This window comes from Halorhabdus salina, assembly GCF_013839425.1.
GTDB classification, from domain to species: domain Archaea; phylum Halobacteriota; class Halobacteria; order Halobacteriales; family Haloarculaceae; genus Halorhabdus; species Halorhabdus salina.
This window is the reverse complement of the sequence record NZ_JACDNP010000002.1, coordinates 335,941-351,191: the sequence shown is the minus strand read 5'-3', so window position 1 is coordinate 351,191 and position 15,251 is coordinate 335,941. Positions and strand designations below refer to the sequence as shown.

General features: G+C 58.8%; 22 protein-coding genes. 18 read left to right on the top strand and 4 right to left on the bottom strand.

The window, feature by feature from the left end; genetic code table 11:
- The 10 genes from HZR20_RS04475 to HZR20_RS04430 form a co-directional block, all read left to right on the top strand.
- A partial coding sequence (locus tag HZR20_RS04475) for a hypothetical protein (protein WP_258560340.1) occupies positions 1-684 on the top strand: 684 nt, incomplete at its 5' end.
- A gap of 165 nt (positions 685-849) precedes the next feature.
- On the top strand, positions 850-1,863 hold the full coding sequence (locus HZR20_RS04470) for a hypothetical protein (protein WP_181685386.1): 1,014 nt from the start codon (positions 850-852) through the stop codon (positions 1,861-1,863).
- Between the two features lie 3 nt (positions 1,864-1,866).
- Positions 1,867-2,592 carry a hypothetical protein gene (locus tag HZR20_RS04465; RefSeq protein ID WP_181685385.1) on the top strand — a complete coding sequence of 242 codons (726 nt, stop codon included), beginning with the start codon at positions 1,867-1,869 and terminating at the stop codon, positions 2,590-2,592.
- Positions 2,593-2,609: 17 nt separating this feature from the next.
- Positions 2,610-3,521, top strand: a complete 912-nt coding sequence (locus HZR20_RS04460) for a hypothetical protein (RefSeq protein ID WP_181685384.1) — start codon at positions 2,610-2,612, stop codon at positions 3,519-3,521.
- Complete coding sequence (locus HZR20_RS04455; RefSeq protein WP_181685383.1) at positions 3,478-4,278, top strand: hypothetical protein; 801 nt, start codon at positions 3,478-3,480, stop codon at positions 4,276-4,278. The genes HZR20_RS04460 and HZR20_RS04455 overlap by 44 nt, the downstream gene beginning before the upstream one ends.
- Positions 4,278-4,991: a hypothetical protein gene (locus tag HZR20_RS04450; RefSeq protein WP_181685382.1), complete on the top strand. Its 714-nt coding sequence runs from the start codon at positions 4,278-4,280 to the stop codon at positions 4,989-4,991. Before HZR20_RS04455 ends, HZR20_RS04450 begins: the two co-directional genes overlap by 1 nt.
- 163 nt (positions 4,992-5,154) lie before the next feature.
- Positions 5,155-5,871: a hypothetical protein gene (locus HZR20_RS04445; RefSeq protein WP_258560339.1), complete on the top strand. Its 717-nt coding sequence runs from the start codon at positions 5,155-5,157 to the stop codon at positions 5,869-5,871.
- Between the two features lie 420 nt (positions 5,872-6,291).
- On the top strand, positions 6,292-6,582 hold the full coding sequence (locus HZR20_RS04440; protein ID WP_181685380.1) for a hypothetical protein: 291 nt from the start codon (positions 6,292-6,294) through the stop codon (positions 6,580-6,582).
- Between the two features lie 89 nt (positions 6,583-6,671).
- On the top strand, positions 6,672-7,130 hold the full coding sequence (locus HZR20_RS04435; protein WP_181685379.1) for a TRAM domain-containing protein: 459 nt from the start codon (positions 6,672-6,674) through the stop codon (positions 7,128-7,130).
- Between the two features lie 89 nt (positions 7,131-7,219).
- On the top strand, positions 7,220-8,005 hold the full coding sequence (locus tag HZR20_RS04430; RefSeq protein WP_181685378.1) for an SDR family oxidoreductase: 786 nt from the start codon (positions 7,220-7,222) through the stop codon (positions 8,003-8,005).
- Between the two features lie 3 nt (positions 8,006-8,008).
- Here the strand turns inward: HZR20_RS04430 and HZR20_RS04425 are convergent, their stop codons facing one another.
- Complete coding sequence (locus HZR20_RS04425; protein WP_181685377.1) at positions 8,009-8,215, bottom strand: hypothetical protein; 207 nt, start codon at positions 8,213-8,215, stop codon at positions 8,009-8,011.
- A 109-nt stretch (positions 8,216-8,324) separates the two neighbouring features.
- On the opposite strand from HZR20_RS04425, the gene HZR20_RS04420 reads away from it, so the two are divergent.
- A complete protein-coding gene (locus tag HZR20_RS04420) occupies positions 8,325-9,311 on the top strand; it encodes a LamG domain-containing protein (RefSeq protein WP_181685376.1) in 987 nt (328 codons plus the stop codon).
- A 28-nt stretch (positions 9,312-9,339) separates the two neighbouring features.
- On the opposite strand, the gene HZR20_RS04415 is transcribed toward HZR20_RS04420, so the two are convergent.
- On the bottom strand, positions 9,340-9,624 hold the full coding sequence (locus HZR20_RS04415; protein WP_181685375.1) for a DUF7091 family protein: 285 nt from the start codon (positions 9,622-9,624) through the stop codon (positions 9,340-9,342).
- A 161-nt stretch (positions 9,625-9,785) separates the two neighbouring features.
- Between HZR20_RS04415 and HZR20_RS04410 the strand changes: the two genes are divergently transcribed.
- The 3 genes from HZR20_RS04410 (at position 9,786) to HZR20_RS04400 (ending at position 11,875) form a co-directional block, all read left to right on the top strand.
- On the top strand, positions 9,786-10,721 hold the full coding sequence (locus tag HZR20_RS04410; RefSeq protein WP_181685374.1) for a replication factor A: 936 nt from the start codon (positions 9,786-9,788) through the stop codon (positions 10,719-10,721).
- A complete protein-coding gene (locus HZR20_RS04405) occupies positions 10,721-11,338 on the top strand; it encodes an RPA family protein (protein WP_181685373.1) in 618 nt (205 codons plus the stop codon). Before HZR20_RS04410 ends, HZR20_RS04405 begins: the two co-directional genes overlap by 1 nt.
- A 108-nt stretch (positions 11,339-11,446) precedes the next feature.
- Positions 11,447-11,875, top strand: a complete 429-nt coding sequence (locus HZR20_RS04400; RefSeq protein WP_181685372.1) for a ribbon-helix-helix protein, CopG family — start codon at positions 11,447-11,449, stop codon at positions 11,873-11,875.
- A gap of 14 nt (positions 11,876-11,889) precedes the next feature.
- On the opposite strand, the gene HZR20_RS04395 is transcribed toward HZR20_RS04400, so the two are convergent.
- Entirely contained in the window at positions 11,890-12,342 is a 453-nt protein-coding gene (locus HZR20_RS04395) for a DUF5814 domain-containing protein (RefSeq protein WP_181685371.1), read from the bottom strand.
- 168 nt (positions 12,343-12,510) lie between these two features.
- On the opposite strand from HZR20_RS04395, the gene HZR20_RS04390 reads away from it, so the two are divergent.
- Both HZR20_RS04390 and HZR20_RS04385 read left to right on the top strand, forming a co-directional pair.
- Positions 12,511-12,672: a hypothetical protein gene (locus HZR20_RS04390; protein WP_181685370.1), complete on the top strand. Its 162-nt coding sequence runs from the start codon at positions 12,511-12,513 to the stop codon at positions 12,670-12,672.
- A gap of 678 nt (positions 12,673-13,350) precedes the next feature.
- Entirely contained in the window at positions 13,351-14,037 is a 687-nt protein-coding gene (locus tag HZR20_RS04385) for a hypothetical protein (RefSeq protein ID WP_181685369.1), read from the top strand.
- A gap of 15 nt (positions 14,038-14,052) precedes the next feature.
- Here the strand turns inward: HZR20_RS04385 and HZR20_RS04380 are convergent, their stop codons facing one another.
- Positions 14,053-14,346, bottom strand: coding sequence for a hypothetical protein (locus HZR20_RS04380; RefSeq protein WP_181685368.1), 294 nt, complete (start codon positions 14,344-14,346; stop codon positions 14,053-14,055).
- Between the two features lie 155 nt (positions 14,347-14,501).
- Between HZR20_RS04380 and HZR20_RS04375 the strand changes: the two genes are divergently transcribed.
- Both HZR20_RS04375 and HZR20_RS04370 read left to right on the top strand, forming a co-directional pair.
- Positions 14,502-14,687, top strand: a complete 186-nt coding sequence (locus HZR20_RS04375; RefSeq protein WP_181685367.1) for a DUF2188 domain-containing protein — start codon at positions 14,502-14,504, stop codon at positions 14,685-14,687.
- 4 nt (positions 14,688-14,691) lie between these two features.
- Positions 14,692-15,210 (top strand): metal-dependent hydrolase, encoded by a 519-nt coding sequence (locus HZR20_RS04370; RefSeq protein WP_181685366.1) that lies wholly within the window; start codon positions 14,692-14,694, stop codon positions 15,208-15,210.
- Positions 15,211-15,251: the final 41 nt, after the last annotated feature.

Genomic DNA, 15,251 nt, shown 5'->3' with positions numbered 1-15,251 from the left:
CATCGGATTACTGTTCGAAAGGATAACGGAAATATCGACATCCACGAGGTAAACGAGTATCCCCACGAACCCGAAGACCGAACGGACGAGGAACAGCGGATCATGTCTCAGGTAGAGGAACGCGCCCGCTATGCAGCCCAACAGGAGTTTCCCGAGGCAGAGATTCTGGATCCGTTATGGGATCCAGCGCACATCGAAGAGGGGTTAGAAGCGCTGACGAATTACCCGGTAGAAACCTTTTCCGAGGAGTTCAGGGACTACTACGAAGCGCTGCAGCGACCGTCGGAGTTCGTGGACGACCCGGAGATGGATCCGGAGACGTCAGGGGTAGCGAAACCGTTTCGAGTACGCGACAGCCAGATTGTCGAAGTATCGGACATCGAGATAGTCTACGAGCGGACAGACGGAACGGCGCATTCAACGGGAAAAACGTGGGACTACCCACGCGAGGAACTCATCGTTTGTAGTATGCCCCGATTGAGGTTCGAGGACCACATCACGTTCGAGGAGCACTTCCCGGATTTTCTGGTCAATCACCTGATGGCACAGATTCGAGATATCTACCTAAACATGGGCGAGCAACCACCCCGTGAATATCGGGTGCAGGGCCATGGAAAGTTAGACATCCACGGCGACGAGGACGGCTCGGCCGAAGAGTTGCTATTAGAGGGAATGGTAGAATAAACGATAGCCGTGTTGCATTGTCGTAGGGGTACCCTGGATTCGAACGGTCGGAATCTGCCCGTAGCAAAGTCGTCGAGTGCTGTTTTTGAGGTCGAGCACCAGAGTGTAGAGTCCTTAAGATCGGGCAACTCAGCGCATCCGCTGCTAGCGGCGGCGATGCCGCTGATGGCGGTGACGGCGATGAACCTGGTGGCAATCACGTACGTGACGAAGTGGTTGAGTGGCGCGATGGGTGGCGCTGCCAGCAAAATGACAGGGAAGGCAAAGAGCGCGATGAAAGGCGGGGCGAGCAAGGCGAGCAGTGCCGTGTCGGGCGGGGCGGGCGGAGCGATGGCCGGCGGATTCATGGGCGGCGGCGATCAGACGGCAGTGAACAACCGGTTTGGTGGTGGGGTAGTGGCAGCGAGTGGCGTTGCTGGTGGTGGCGGTGGTCGTGACGAAGGGCGTAATTCCCAGACGATCGACAACTCAGCGCCGGAGTTAGAGCAGTCGTCACTGGATCAGTATGGAGCGGCCGGTTTGGCTGACACCCAGAGCGACCGTGAGACGTACACCGAGCCATCGACGGAGTCGACCGAGAGCGAGGAGCGTAGCGGAGGAGACGTGGAAGGGCGACTCGACAGGCTCGAAAGCGAGGTAGGAGCCGAGGGCGAGCCGTCATCGGGCAATTCGAGCTTAGAGACTGAGGAATTCGACGGAGTGTTGTCGGACGAGAAGTATTTGGAATTGGCAGATGGAAACGAGGAGCAGGCGAAGTACATGAAGTCCCGAGACGAATACCTCCACGAGCACGTCAATACAGACGGAATAACAGAGAAGCTGGGGAAGGAAGGGGTCAAAGGAACACTGTCGTCGGCTGGTTCGACGGTCGGCGGAATGGTGTTAGGAGCGCCAGGGGCACTGGTAGGTGGTATCGGTGGATCGGTGTTGGGCGGAGCAGCAGAGCGAGTGATAGAGGCGAAGGATGGAACAATACGGTCGGGATGGAATAGGACGAAGTCGACGGCAGCGTCTGTACCAGGAGCGGTGACGTCGAAAGGAGCGAATATGTACTCGTCTGCCAAGGAGAAAGTGTCGATGGTAGGCGACCAACTCGGTATTGACGACTCGGGCGACGGCGAGTCTGGGAGTGCGGATAAAGCAGACAACCACGAGCTATTCGAGAAAGAGGTAGAGTAATTCATGGAAACAGAATTTGTTGACTATGATGACGAAGAGATTGCGATCCTTGTTACGGATGAACGGGAGTTAAATCATCAAATTGCGATGGATTGGTCGGGAGCGATTACTTACCACGGAACTGACGAGTACCCCCACGAACCTGAAGACCGAACGGACGATGAACAGCGGATCATGTCCCAGGTGGAAGAGCGGGCCCGCTACGCAGCCCAGCAGGAGTTTCCGGAGGCGGACATTCTGGACCCGATGTGGAACATCGACCACGTCGAACGGGGGATCGAGGCCCTATCGAACTATCCGATAGAGGACTTTCGCCGGGTCTTTCGAGAGTACTATGATGCGTTACGAGCGCCGTGGGACTTTATCGAGGAGCCAGCACACGATCCAGAAGACGAACTGGTGCTATACCCGTTTGCAATAACGGAGGACAACCGGATAGCCGAGGTGGGTGATGTGTGTATCGTGTACGACCAAACTGACGGAACGGAAGAAATCGTGGGGGAGATGGCGACTTGGGAGGAGTACGACCGGATCGTGTGCATACTGCCGTCATTAGACTTCGGAGAGGGAGTCACCTTCGAGGAAGGCTTCCACGAAATCGTGCTGGGACACTTGATGGCGGTGGTACGGGACCTGTACTTGCATATGGGCGAGAGCCCACCGGACGAGTTCAACGTCGAAGGGATCGGCAAGTTCGATATCCACGGCGACGGGATTGGCGAGACCTAATTGTACAGCGAGAAAGGATGATCGCCGAGCAGCCCATATTTCCAGGGAGCGCGAGCGATGGGATGGCTGGTGGCCTGATGGCAGGTGGCGATCAGACGGCAGTGACCAACCGGTTTGGTGGCGGGGTAGTGGCAGCGAGTGGCGTTGCTGGTGGTGGCGGTGGTCATGATGAAAAGAGCCAGTCCCAGACGGTCAGCGAGACAGCGCCGGAGTTAGAGCAGACGCCAATGTCGGCGGTAGCGAGCGACCGGTTGGCCGAGAGCGATAGCGATCGGGAGGGATACGCGTCGCCAGGGAGTGAGGAAGACGCCGCCCCGGACGCAGGCACAACCGAGAGCAACGTGGATTCGGCATCGACAGAGAGCCAGCAACCGCCCGATAGGGTGAAAGAGTCGCCGTCGGATCTGGAGAACCCGCAGGCGTCGGACGTCCACTTTGAGGAGGTAGAGCGCGAGGAGTTGGGCGAAGCGGTGGCGAAGATGGACGACAAAGAGCGGGGGAAACTCCTGTATGATGTGATGAACAAATCCCGAACAGTGGACCAAGCCCAGGGCGATGCTGGGAACAAGTACTTGCGTGGAATGGGTGGCGATGCGGTGAAGTCAGTGGCGGCAGCCGGTGTCGGGATCGCAGCAACCGGCGGGGCGGCGCCGGTGGCGGCAGCGGGGGCGGTAGCCGGAGCGGCGGCACTCGGTGCAGGACAAGCAGTGGCGGGGACAGGAATAGAATCGATAACGGACAAAATTAGCGAAGGGAAGGCCATTAAAAATGCGTTCAGGAGTGAACTAACGGATCTCAAGTCAGAGATAAGTGGATGGATGGACGAGCGGTCGGTAAAGACGGGGAGCTGGCGAACTGGCGACGGCGACTCTGGGAGTGAGGCGAATGTTGGGGATACAGACGGAAAAGATGCGATTAGAAACAACTGAGTCATTCATGGAAACTGAAATAACCGGGTCTCACCCTGATCAAGGCATTGGAGTTAATGTGTACGACGAAAATGGCCACTACCATTGGCTTGCGATAATGTGGGATGGATTAGTTGATGCGCATGAAACCGACGATTATCCACTCGAACCTGCAGACCGAACGGACGACGAGCAGCGGATCATGACACAGGTCAAAGAGCGGGCGAAACTCGCAGCCCAGCAGGAGTTTTCCGATGCAGATATCTTGACCGCAGAGTGGAAACCGGCAGAGCTCGACCGGGCGATGTTGGCCCTAGAAAAGCTCCACGTGGACGATTTCGCGGAGAAGTTTCGGGATTGCTACCGGATGCTCACGGATCCGGCCTCAGAACCCGAAGTGCAGGAAGAGGAATCGGCAGAGATACTCCACCAACCATTCCTGGTCAACGATGACGACGAGGTGGCGTACGTGCCAACGCCAGTGCTTCAGTACAGAGGTGACGATGGCGAGGTCAAATTCACTCACAAGGAGTCACGTTACGAGGAATTGTTGGGAGAACCGCACCTGACGAAGTTCACGATAACGTTGCCCCCGATCCGGTTCAAGGATGGCGATTACGAGTTCCCGGATGGATTTCAGATATTCATCATTGAGCATCTGCTGGCCCAACTCAGAGATGTCTATCGCCACGTGGGTGAGGAACCGCCGGAGTACTGCATGCAAACGGACATCTGGGGGAAGCCACTGACGACCGAAGACGAGGAATATTACGAGTAGTGACGACGAGAGTGGTGGGTGGTAGCGTTGGACGGCCGAAGTGCGCGACGGAAGCACGTAGAAGCAATTGCATTGACGCCGAGACACCGACAGGAGGCGGTGGCGTCGGAGCCGTCCAAGACGAAGAGAGCCAGTCCCAGACGGTCAGCGAGACAGCGCCGGAGTTAGACCAGTCGTCACTGGATCAGTACGGGGAGGGCGGTTTGTCTGGTAATCGCGACCGCGGTGGATACGCCGAGCCGTCGACGGGGTCGACCGAGAGCGAGGAGCGTAGCGGAGGAGACGTGGAAGGGCGACTCGACAGGATCGAAAGCGAGGTAGAGGCCGGGAGTCCGTCGTCCGATATCGAGAAGGGCGAGAGCGTGGTGATGGACGAGCAGGCATACACAGAACTGGCTGGCGGCGACGAGCAGCTGGCCCAGCAGTTACAGGCGCGAGACGAACTTCTCCAAGAAAAGCTCGAAGGGAACAGCTCAGAGGGACTTTCGAAGACTGTCAGTCGGAAGACAGTGGGTGCGGCGGCTGGGATGGTCGTGGGAACAGCACTGGGCGGGCCAGCGGGAACGCTGGTCGGAGCGGCGGCTGGGGCGGCAGCTGAACGCAAGAGTGGGCCGGCCATCGAGAAGGGTCAGACTCTCGCCACACAGTTGCCAAGTGCGGTACGATCCGGGTTCACCACGGTCGAATCGAAGGCCTCCGAGTACCGGGACTGAGCAGACACAACAGTGGAAGACATTCAAGAGCGCGTCTTCGCCGATACAGGGGGTTCGGGCGACGGCGAGTCTGGGAGTGTAAGTGCTGACCGTGGATCGGTTGAGGATAGCAGTAAAGGTGCAGATCTGATATCTGAGGGGAATAAGAATGGAAGTAAGCATAATGGGAGCAGATGAAAGCCATGTCGGATTGAAACTATTTGATGAAAATGGGTTCGAACATCGGATTACTGTTCGAAAGGATAACGGAAATATCGACATCCACGAGGTAAACGAGTATCCCCACGAACCCGAAGACCGGACGGACGAAGAACAGCGGATAATGTCCCAGGTAGAGGAACGCGCCCGCTACACAGCCCAGCAGGAGTTTCCGGAGGCGGACATTCTGGACCCGATGTGGGATCCCGAGCATATCGATCGGGGAATCGAAGCGCTGGTGAATTACCCACTGGAGCAATTCCATGCGGAGTTCAGAGACTTCTACGAGGCGCTAGACGATCCGGTCGCGTACCTTGGCGAGTCATATGATAGCGTCGAAGACGATTCCTTCACGATCACGAAGTCGTACACGCTGTCGCCAGATGATCGAATCGAGGTCGTCGATGACGTTTCGATATCGTATCGGCGTACCGACGGCACGGCACAGCGAGTCGGGCCGTTTCGCGAGCCGGGAGAGGGCGTCATCGTCTGCGGGATGCCCTGGTTGGAGTTCGGCGATGATTACAATTTCGCGGAAGAGTTCCACGACCTGATTGTGACGCACTTGCTGGCCCAGATACGCGATATCTATTTGCACATGGGCGAGGAACCGCCGGATGAGTACAAGGTACAGGGGATCGGCAAGCGTGACATCCACGGCGATGGCATTGGCGAGACATAGAGACACAACGACCAGAAGATGATCGTCGAGGGGTGTGGTGGTTCGAGGACTGGCGGGTTGATGGCAGGTGGCGATCAGACGGCAGTGACCAACCGGTTTGGTGGTGGGGAACCGGCGATGGCAGGGGGTGGCAGTGGTGGGGCCCCTCCAAAAGAGGAAGCGAGTGGATCACAGACGGTCGATAATTCGGCGCCAGGGAGAGAGCAGCCGTCGCTAGATCAGTACGGAGCGGGCGGCTTGTCGAGTGAGATCGAACGCAGGGGTACGCCGAGCCGTCGTGCGAGGAGAGTAGCGCTGGGGCTGAGGGAGGTCGCCGCGACAGGCCCGAGAGTGAGGGAGAATCGGCAGTGTCGTACACGCCAGGAGAGTTACGTGATCGCTAGCGAAGCATCGAAGTGATCGCTACTGTTTCGGTTCTACATGTACGTCTCCCCTGCCGTGCGATCGATCCGTGACGAGCCACTCGAAGGCGAGTCCGTCACGCTGCTGGTCCGGGCCGCTGGCGACGTCGACGAGATCCGTGACCGGATCGAGGACGCCGATGGCACGATCGAGGACTCCCTAGAGTTCGAGACGTTGGCCGTCGCTATTCCGCAGACAGATGTCGGAGCAATCTGCGAACTGGATGGGATCGAGTCGATCGAGACCGACCGGACGCTGACGATCGACGCCGACGGTGCGGGTGAGGACGTTTCGGCGTCGGAGAACTAGGGGCCCGTGTCGCCTGGGATCGATCAGCACGCGGCTCCCTGGAGCCAGACGCAAGCGTTTTGCTTGCCCGCCGACTACGCCGATTCAGCATGCCGGATTGTCCACTGGCAGAGGATTGCCCCGAATTCACCGAGCAGATCGAGGGGATGGGGTGTGCTCACTACGGCGATCGCGGGGGCGCCGAGTGGTGCAACCACTACAATCAGCCGATCTCGGACCTGCAGTCACAGCCGGTCAAACCGGGCGAGGAAGTCGTGGTGACCGTCGAAGACATTCACGAGAGTGGTGCTGGCGTTGGCCGCACCGATGATGGATTTATCCTGCTGATCGACGGCGTCCTCCCGGAGGCGAAGGCCCGCGTCCGGGTGACGACCGTCCACTCTAATCACGCCCGTGCGGAGGAAGTCGAGCGCCTGCCGATGGACGACGAAGCGCTGGAAGCGGAAGCAGCGGACATCGAAGAGCCTGCCGACGAGGAGACAGATGAGGACAGTGGCGGCCCGGAGCGGCCGGAACTCGGCAGCCGGGACAACTTCTGGGGCAGTTAACGCACCTTCGAGTCGTTCGCCACGTGGCGTCAGGACACGTCACTGTGATTTCCCGTGGCTCTTTTTGAGACGCCGCTCGATCCAGGGGTATGGACACGGAGCTATCGGGCAACGTTGCGCTCTGTACGGCAGCCACCAGCGGCCTCGGCCTCGCCAGTGCCGAATCGCTTGCCGCCGAAGGCACGAACGTCGTCGTCTGTGGGCGGACCGAATCACGCCTTGAGGCCGCCCGCGAGCGGATCGAAGCGGCGGGACCAGGCGAGGTTCGCGCGCTCGAAGCCGACATTACCGACCCTGATCATGCGACGGCGCTCGTCGAAAAAACGGTCGAGACCTTCGGCGGTCTGGATCACCTGGTCACGAGTGCCGGCGGCCCGCCCAGCGGGTCGTTCCTGGAGACGTCGATCGAGTCCTGGTACGACGCCTACGATCTCCTCGTGATGAGCGTCGTCCGGGTGACCCGGGCGGCCTATCCACACCTCCAGGAAAGCGGGGCGGGAACGATCGTCAACATCACGTCCCGGTCGGTCAGGGAAGCGATCGACGACCTCGTGCTCTCGAACGCCGTCCGGCGCGCCGTCATCGGCCTGATGCAGACCCAGGCCCGGGAGTTCGCGCCTGAGATCCGGGTCAACGCCGTCTTGCCGGGTGCCCACGAGACGGCCCGGATCGAGGAACTGATCGACGATGCCGTCGATCGCGGCGAGTACGACAGTTACGAGGCGGGCTACGATGACTGGGCGAGTGACGTCCCGATGGGGCGGATCGGCGAGCCACGGGAACTGGGCGACGTCGTCGCGTTCCTGTCCAGTCCACGGGCGAGTTTCGTGACGGGCGCGGCCGTTCCCGTCGACGGTGGATCGATCAGGGAGTAATCGTCAGCGGCCGTCCGGGCGGGTCATCGAGAGTGCGATCATCACGCCCACGGCAATCACCGAGACGCCCATCGCCCCGACGTACCCGACTGGCGGAAGCTCGCCCCATGGTGGATTCGGATAAAAGAAATCGACGACTAACACGACAATTGCGCCGAGGGAGACCATCACCGACAGGGCAAAGCCCCAAAACCAGAGGTACCCGCGCATAGGACAAATTCATCGGGCTGGCTAAAGGAACTTCCGGGTCGACAGACACCCGTTCTGTTTAGAGACACTGGCGCGTGATTTTTGCCATCTCAGTGCGAAGCATGTGTGAATGCCTTTCGAACGAGATCGTCGCGGCGCGACGCCGGTCGTCGGGAACCTCCTGCTGGTGGCAATCGTGGTCGTCATCGGCATCGTCGTCGCGACGACAGCGTTCACCGTTCTCGACGTACTGGGGACTCCGACCGCCGAGGCAAGTTTCGAGTACGAGCAATCGCCGGTCGGGATCCAACTGACACCCGTTGCGCTCGGGACTGATGTCACTATCCAGTTAAACGGCAACACCGTCGCAACCGTCGACAGCGATGAGGCTGGCCGATCGGTGTTGCTCCCGACGGCTCCCGGCGACCGAATCACGGTCCTCTCCCGTGACGAAGATCGGACGGTGCTGGTCGACGAGCGGATCGACGAGCGATCCGAGCTCGGGGACTTCATCAGCTACTACACCTTCGAGAGTGGCTCTGGATCGACGCTCGTCGATCGATCCGGCAACGGCAACGACGGCACGCTCGTGGGGAATTCGACCTGGGTCGACGGAGCACTCCGCTTCGACGGGACAAATCATGTCTACGTCGACAACATCTCTGCGCCGGGCGATGTCGAGGAATTCACTATTGCGATGACCTACACCCAGCGCGGGCCGGACAGCGATCAGATCACCCAGCTCGTCGAACACACCTGGGGCAACGAGGAGTGGTTCCTGGAAACGGCCGCTGACGGGAATGGTAACTACCGGATCGACTACGCCGTGGGGTATCCAGACAACGACGGCCAACTGTCGACTGGCTCTGACTACGACTACGGTGACCGTCATATCGTCGTCGGGACCTACGACGGGGAGACGTTCGAACTCTACGTCGATGGGACGAAGGTCGGCTCGGGCACGGACTCCCGGTCCGTCGATATGGGCGAGATGCGTATCGGTCGTGACTTCGAATCGTCGTCACAGTATTTTGAGGGTGATATTTCGGAGTTCCGGCTCTATTATAGTGCGTTCGACGCCGAAGACGTTCGACGGATTACGGACGCGATGGAATGACGTCCAGTAGTTCGTTCAGCTGACTGGTTTACCACGTCTCGATAGTCCCGTCGTCGATATCTTCGACGCACCCTTGGCAGTCGGGATGTTCGGCGTCGAAACAGTGGGGCCGTCCGTCCTCATCGAGCCGGACGGCCCGCCGTTCGGCGTGTCGCCGACAGACAATCCGTGCCTGGCCCTGGTCGTCCAGCGGCAGGTCTTCCCTGGCCGACTGTTTGGCATCGTCGTAGGCCTGCCTGGCTTCTGCCAGTTGGCGGCCCGCCGACCGGAGCGTCGAGCGAACCAAGCTGGCGAGACGATCGTCCTCGGCCATAGGTTCCCGTCTGGACGCTCGCCCCATCAATCTTCGCGCGGCGTCGTCCGTATCATCCTCGTCCGTCCGTTTCACTTCCAGTCCGATCGGCGCGACTTTAAATAGGAGGGCGACCAAGCTTCGCGTGTCTCCCATCGAAAACACGCGGAGACAGCACAGCCATGACGGATTTGCATACCCACGCGGAAGAGATACACGAGCAGTTTGCCGACCAGCTTGACGTCTCGATCGACGAGATCGAGGAGCGACTCGATACGCTGGTCAACGAGTACCAGGTTCCGATCAGCGAAGCTCGTCGGAGCGTCACCAACTCCTACCTCGACGAGGCGGACTTAGAGCGCGAGGACATTCGCAGCGGCGGCGGGGGCAACGAAACTGTCCAGGCCGCCGATGTCGACGCACCCGAAGAGTGGGTGGACATGACAGCGAAGGTTGTCGAGCTATGGGACCCACGCAGCGACGCCGTCGCCCAGGTCGGTCTGCTGGGCGACGAGACCGGGACGATCAAGTTCACCAAGTGGTCGAAGTCAGACCTCCCCGAACTCGACGAGGGCAAGACCTACCACCTGCGAAACGTCGTCACCGACGAGTACCAGGGTCGATTCTCGGTCAAACTCAACCGGACGACCGTTATCGAGGAGGCCGACGAGGAGATCGAAGTCGGCGACGATTCCCTGGAAGTCGAGGGGGCCTTAGTCGATGTTCAGAGCGGGAGCGGCCTGATCAAGCGGTGTCCCGAAGACGACTGTACGCGCGTCCTCCAGAACGGCCGCTGTTCCGAACACGGCGAGGTCGAAGGCGAGTTCGACCTCCGGATCAAGGGCGTGTTGGACGATGGTGACGACGTCACCGAGGTCATTTTCGACCAGGAAGCCACGGAGAACCTGACCGGGATCGCCCTAGAGGAGGCCAAAGACATGGCGATGGATGCGCTGGATACGAGCGTCGTCGCTGACGAGATGCGCGAGAAGATCCTCGGGCGGTACTATCGCGTTCAGGGGCCGACCTTTGGTCGGTACCTGCTGGCCGACGAGGTTGAGGTACTCGAAGATGCCGTCGATCCTGAAGCGGCCCTGATCAAAGCGAGGTCGATATAATGGCTGCAACACCGACTCGAGAGGTCGCCCAGCGCGTGTTCGCCGGCGAGTTCAACGATGCGACCTACACGTTCAAGGAGAGCGACGACGACCGTGCGCCGGTGTACGTCCTCCTCCCGACCGGTGAGCGTGCAAACCGCGTGTTCATCGTGGGCACGCTCACCGAAACCGAAGACGTCGGTGAGGATAGCGAATACTGGCAGGGGCGGGTCGTCGACCCCAACGGCGACACGTTCTTCATGTACGCCGGGCAGTACCAGCCAGACGCCGCCTCGATGTTGCGGGAACTCGAACCGCCCGCCTACGTCGCAGTCGTCGGGAAGCCCCGCACCTACGAAACCGACGACGGCGAAGTAAACGTCTCCGTTCGTCCCGAGTCGATCACGCCTGTTAACGAAGGGACGCGCGATCGCTGGGTCGTCGAGACGGCAGAACGGACGCTCGAACGCGTCCAGGCCTATCGCGAGGCCGACCCGACCCAGGAGGAGTTCGCGCCCGACGAGTACGTTCGGATGGCTCACGAGGAGTACGAACCGGCTATCGAGAACTACCGTCGACTCGTCGTCGATGCTCTCGAAACGTTAGACGAGGAGAGCCAATCCGAAGCCGAGGCTTGATCGCCCGCGGCCGGGTTTCGTTGACTCGCGATTGCCCCGGTCAGTACCGCCCGTCGCTGGTCGTCTGACAAATCATTAAGTAGGTGGGCAAAGGACCGTTCAACAACTATGAGTAACAAGAACAAGACGATCTCCTTTCGGGTCAGCGAGGAGAAATTCGAGACCCTTCGGGAGATCGCCGAGGAGCGTGACCTCTCGCTGTCTGCTGTCTTCCGGGATTACGTCGACAAGCTCGTCGATCACAGCGGGCAAATCGAGGTCGTCCCCGAGCACGAACTCAACGGCGGCGAGGAGAGCGACGACGACTCCTTCCCGCCGAAAGTCGAGGTGCCAAAGGCCTTCATCCGCGAGCACGAGCGCCTCGAACTCGAAGCCGACCACCTCCGGGAACAGTTAGAGGAATACAAGCGCTACGTGACGAAACTTCGGGACGAACTCGACGGCGACGAGGAGGTCATCATGCTCGAAGACTTAGACGGTGGCGAGGACGAAGACAGCGAGTCGGCCTATCGGATCGGCGAGTTCGAAGAGACCTGAATGGCGGCCCGGAGCTAGAGCAACTGCTCGCGTCTGTTTTGTGCCTGCTTGGCGATCTCGCGTTCACCGTCGACATCTGCCAGCGATTCGATCGCTTCAAGCGTTCGGACCGAGTTGTCGAGAAACGAAAGCACGTCGCCGGGGTAGGCATACAGCATGTAGTCGTCTCCCATCACGTCGACGATGGCGTCGGGGCCCAGCCCTGCGGCGCGAAGTTCCAGCAGATAGCTGACGAATTTCTCCTCGGGGTGGCCACAGTGCGGGGCCGACTCACAGTCACAGTCCATGAAGTCCTCGGCGAAATCGAGCACCCGGTCCTGGGTCGCGTCGTCCAGGTTCGCCAAGCTCTCCCCATTGAACAGCACGTCCAGGGTCGCCCCGGCAAACGCACTCTTCGGGAACGAGCGTTCGAGTTGGGAGACCAACTGGCGGTGGTTCTTGATATAGATCTTGTCCGTGATCGCCACGATAGATGAACGAACGGGCCGGTTCGGCAAAAGGATCTCGGACGCCGGTGACTGATCGGGGCGGAACGACATCGCTGGTACTATCTGGCGGGCGTCGTTCGAAGGTGGGCCATACAGATCGACGTATCTATATCACATTGCTTTAGGTTGCCTTCGGGAAGGGGATGTATGGGCAACACTGAGCGTAATCGAGAGCAAACGCCGGCCGGCAAGATGACGGCCGCGACAGTCACGGATCATCTCCAACACGCACTCAACGCCACGGACGACGAGAACGTCGAGTACCATCTCAACACGGCCCTAGAGATGCTCGTCGGCAGTGACGACTGACTGCTCTAGTGCGATCGTGCTGCTCGTTGAGGCCCAGGTCGTCGGCATCCACTGACGGCTGACGGGGTGGAGATGCTTAATGGCGGCTTGCGATTCCGAAATCAAGTCGAAAGTGTACTGCATGGGCCACAATTCGGATCGAGATCACCTGCTTGACCCCTTTGTTTCGGATAGCGATATGACTGTTCTCGTAGTCTGAGACCTGCTACTCGACATTTCTGGGTACTGTACCAAGAATTCAGTCACTTTCACCCCGGTCTACGAAGATTTTTATACCGCCGTAATATATGACTGATCTCGTATAATACGCGGTGGATTTGACCCAACCAATATAAGCGTTTCATTATCAAATTATAGCGTTTCAGTCCACAGCGAGTCGAATATCTGAATGATAGAGGGGTCGAATAGATCGCTGCTGCAAATAGCATATGATTTTGAATAGGTCAACCCAAGACTTAAATACTGCCGCGGCTAGCCGCCTAGATGACAAGAAAGGCGACACTAACACGCATTGAATACGGAACCGAGGGCCCAACCCCGCTGCAACGGGGGCCGGGTCACCCCGGCGGTTCGGACCCCCGATTTGAGAGAAGTCCAGCAACCTTCTCTCTGTGGTGCGTCCGGTTAAAGATTATTCCATCTGGGTGAAATGTTTGAGCGGTAATTTGACAGCACTACATGCGTTACAACACAGCAGAAGAGAAGATCCGCGACAAGCACAGCCATCATCCCAGCGTCGACGATCAGGTGTTCCTGCTACAGTGGTTCGTAGCTCAGGGACTACATGCCAGCGAAGATGAGTGGACTCGAAAACGGCCGATCGAACGGGCGATCGTCGACAAGGTCGACACGAAGGTGCAGACGCTGCTCAATAACCTCGAAGAGCTGGATCTGCTTGAGAAGAAAGATCTCCAAGGCGGACGGAGTTTTATCCGATCCGAGCGGACCGACGAGATGTTCTTCACACCAGAAGATGATGACTTCCGCCAGTTGTTAGCCGAAGAGGTCTCCCGTCTCTTGGAGGACATCCAAGACCGAGATAGAGAAGATCCAGACGACGAGGTACCATTGACGGCCGTCGCTGACGGGGGTGATAATACGGGTAAGGATGATTTCACACTTCGTGAGGTTGCCGCTGAAGCGTTGGAGGTGGAGCCTGCAGAGGTCGAGACTGAGTTGACCACGCCTGCTGATCCAGTCGATCGCATGGAGAACTACGACACCGTGGTCGTCCAAATCGAGAACAGAAACGAAGTACAGCGGGGGCGGAACTACGATCGGCTGGGATGGCGGAATCGTGCGAATCGATGGGCCCTATCGAGTCATGCTAAGCAGTTTGTAGACGCAAACTCGTCAGAGGTGTAATCGATCTCCTCTAAACTAAAGGCGACAATGGATCGGAGATAGATCCTTATCATTTGGATTATAGCCTGGTCGTGTACCTGAAAAGTTCTCATCACTCACGCGAAGATTGCTCATCTTTGCAACGGTAAACAGCCGCCAATACGGAATTTCTCGCGATTGGCTTCGCCCACCGATCTGATATGCACGCAGCGACTCTTTCCCTTTTTGACTTTGACCGTGGCAATGCGGTTCGACCCGACGCAGAAGGCCATCGTAAGTAAACTCCAGCACTTTTTGCTGATCGATCGCCGTGCAAATTTTTCCTGACATATATGAATAATATATCCACTCTGGGATATAGCTTGGGGCGATGGCAGAGCAGGTGGCCACTTCGATGATTCTATCGTTCTAATCGAAATCATATCAGAATACCATTTCACGTCCACCCTAGAATTTTATTAGAACTGCCTTTCTCAGAAATTAGTATGACGGAATATCACGTCGTCCCCAGCGGCAACCAGTGGCGGCTCCAGAAATCGGGCGGGTCGGTCGTCTCGAACCACCGCAAGAAACAACCAGCCGTGTCCGCAGGCCAGCGGGAGACGAGTTCGGGCGATACGCTCGTCATCCACGGCTCGGACGGGGCTGTCCAAGACCGCCGGAACTACTGACGCGATGCACTCGGAAGGGCACGTTGGCCTCGGGATGCTGTTCTACGCGCCCGTCGCGTTCCTGCTGAGTTACTTCGATCTCCTGTCGGTGATGGCCCTCGGGCTGGTCTGTGCCGTGTTCTTCAGCTATGCCCCCGATTTCGACATGCAGATGCCCCTCGTCTCTCATCGTGGTGCCACTCACACCCTACTCGCCGGGGCCGTAGCCAGCAGTGTCGTCGCGGCACTCGCACTCTACCTGGCGGCAAGTGGCATGTATCCGATCGATACGCATATTGTGGTGCTGGGTGGCGCTACCTTCGGAGCCGCGTTCCTCGGCTTTCTGAGCCATCTCGCTGGTGACGTGATAACGCCGATGGGGATCCGCCCGCTCCGGCCGTGGTCGAACAAGAAGTACACGCTAGATTTGGTCTACGCAAAGAACGAATGGGCCAATGAAGGGTTCGCCTCGATCGGAGCCGTGGTGATGGTCGGCGCGATCGCGGGTGGTATCATGCTTCGCAACGGGACGATCAGTTTCTGAGTGTTCGGGAGAGTGTCGGTCGTGGACTGCGACCGCTGGAT

What these genes read in the sequence shown, in the direction of transcription:
- HZR20_RS04380 (WP_181685368.1), bottom strand. Translation starts at nt 14,346, where the DNA reads ATGTCAGGAAAAATTTGCACGGCGATCGATCAGCAAAAAGTGCTGGAG.
- HZR20_RS04370 (WP_181685366.1), top strand. Translation starts at nt 14,692, where the DNA reads ATGCACTCGGAAGGGCACGTTGGCCTCGGGATGCTGTTCTACGCGCCC.
- HZR20_RS04415 (WP_181685375.1), bottom strand. Translation starts at nt 9,624, where the DNA reads ATGGCCGAGGACGATCGTCTCGCCAGCTTGGTTCGCTCGACGCTCCGG.
- HZR20_RS04425 (WP_181685377.1), bottom strand. Translation starts at nt 8,215, where the DNA reads ATGCGCGGGTACCTCTGGTTTTGGGGCTTTGCCCTGTCGGTGATGGTC.
- HZR20_RS04435 (WP_181685379.1), top strand. Translation starts at nt 6,672, where the DNA reads ATGCCGGATTGTCCACTGGCAGAGGATTGCCCCGAATTCACCGAGCAG.
- HZR20_RS04405 (WP_181685373.1), top strand. Translation starts at nt 10,721, where the DNA reads ATGGCTGCAACACCGACTCGAGAGGTCGCCCAGCGCGTGTTCGCCGGC.
- HZR20_RS04420 (WP_181685376.1), top strand. Translation starts at nt 8,325, where the DNA reads ATGCCTTTCGAACGAGATCGTCGCGGCGCGACGCCGGTCGTCGGGAAC.
- HZR20_RS04455 (WP_181685383.1), top strand. Translation starts at nt 3,478, where the DNA reads ATGTTGGGGATACAGACGGAAAAGATGCGATTAGAAACAACTGAGTCA.
- HZR20_RS04390 (WP_181685370.1), top strand. Translation starts at nt 12,511, where the DNA reads ATGGGCAACACTGAGCGTAATCGAGAGCAAACGCCGGCCGGCAAGATG.
- HZR20_RS04375 (WP_181685367.1), top strand. Translation starts at nt 14,502, where the DNA reads ATGACGGAATATCACGTCGTCCCCAGCGGCAACCAGTGGCGGCTCCAG.
- HZR20_RS04430 (WP_181685378.1), top strand. Translation starts at nt 7,220, where the DNA reads ATGGACACGGAGCTATCGGGCAACGTTGCGCTCTGTACGGCAGCCACC.
- HZR20_RS04400 (WP_181685372.1), top strand. Translation starts at nt 11,447, where the DNA reads ATGAGTAACAAGAACAAGACGATCTCCTTTCGGGTCAGCGAGGAGAAA.
- HZR20_RS04440 (WP_181685380.1), top strand. Translation starts at nt 6,292, where the DNA reads ATGTACGTCTCCCCTGCCGTGCGATCGATCCGTGACGAGCCACTCGAA.
- HZR20_RS04445 (WP_258560339.1), top strand. Translation starts at nt 5,155, where the DNA reads ATGGGAGCAGATGAAAGCCATGTCGGATTGAAACTATTTGATGAAAAT.
- HZR20_RS04470 (WP_181685386.1), top strand. Translation starts at nt 850, where the DNA reads ATGGCGGTGACGGCGATGAACCTGGTGGCAATCACGTACGTGACGAAG.
- HZR20_RS04460 (WP_181685384.1), top strand. Translation starts at nt 2,610, where the DNA reads ATGATCGCCGAGCAGCCCATATTTCCAGGGAGCGCGAGCGATGGGATG.
- HZR20_RS04385 (WP_181685369.1), top strand. Translation starts at nt 13,351, where the DNA reads ATGCGTTACAACACAGCAGAAGAGAAGATCCGCGACAAGCACAGCCAT.
- HZR20_RS04410 (WP_181685374.1), top strand. Translation starts at nt 9,786, where the DNA reads ATGACGGATTTGCATACCCACGCGGAAGAGATACACGAGCAGTTTGCC.
- HZR20_RS04465 (WP_181685385.1), top strand. Translation starts at nt 1,867, where the DNA reads ATGGAAACAGAATTTGTTGACTATGATGACGAAGAGATTGCGATCCTT.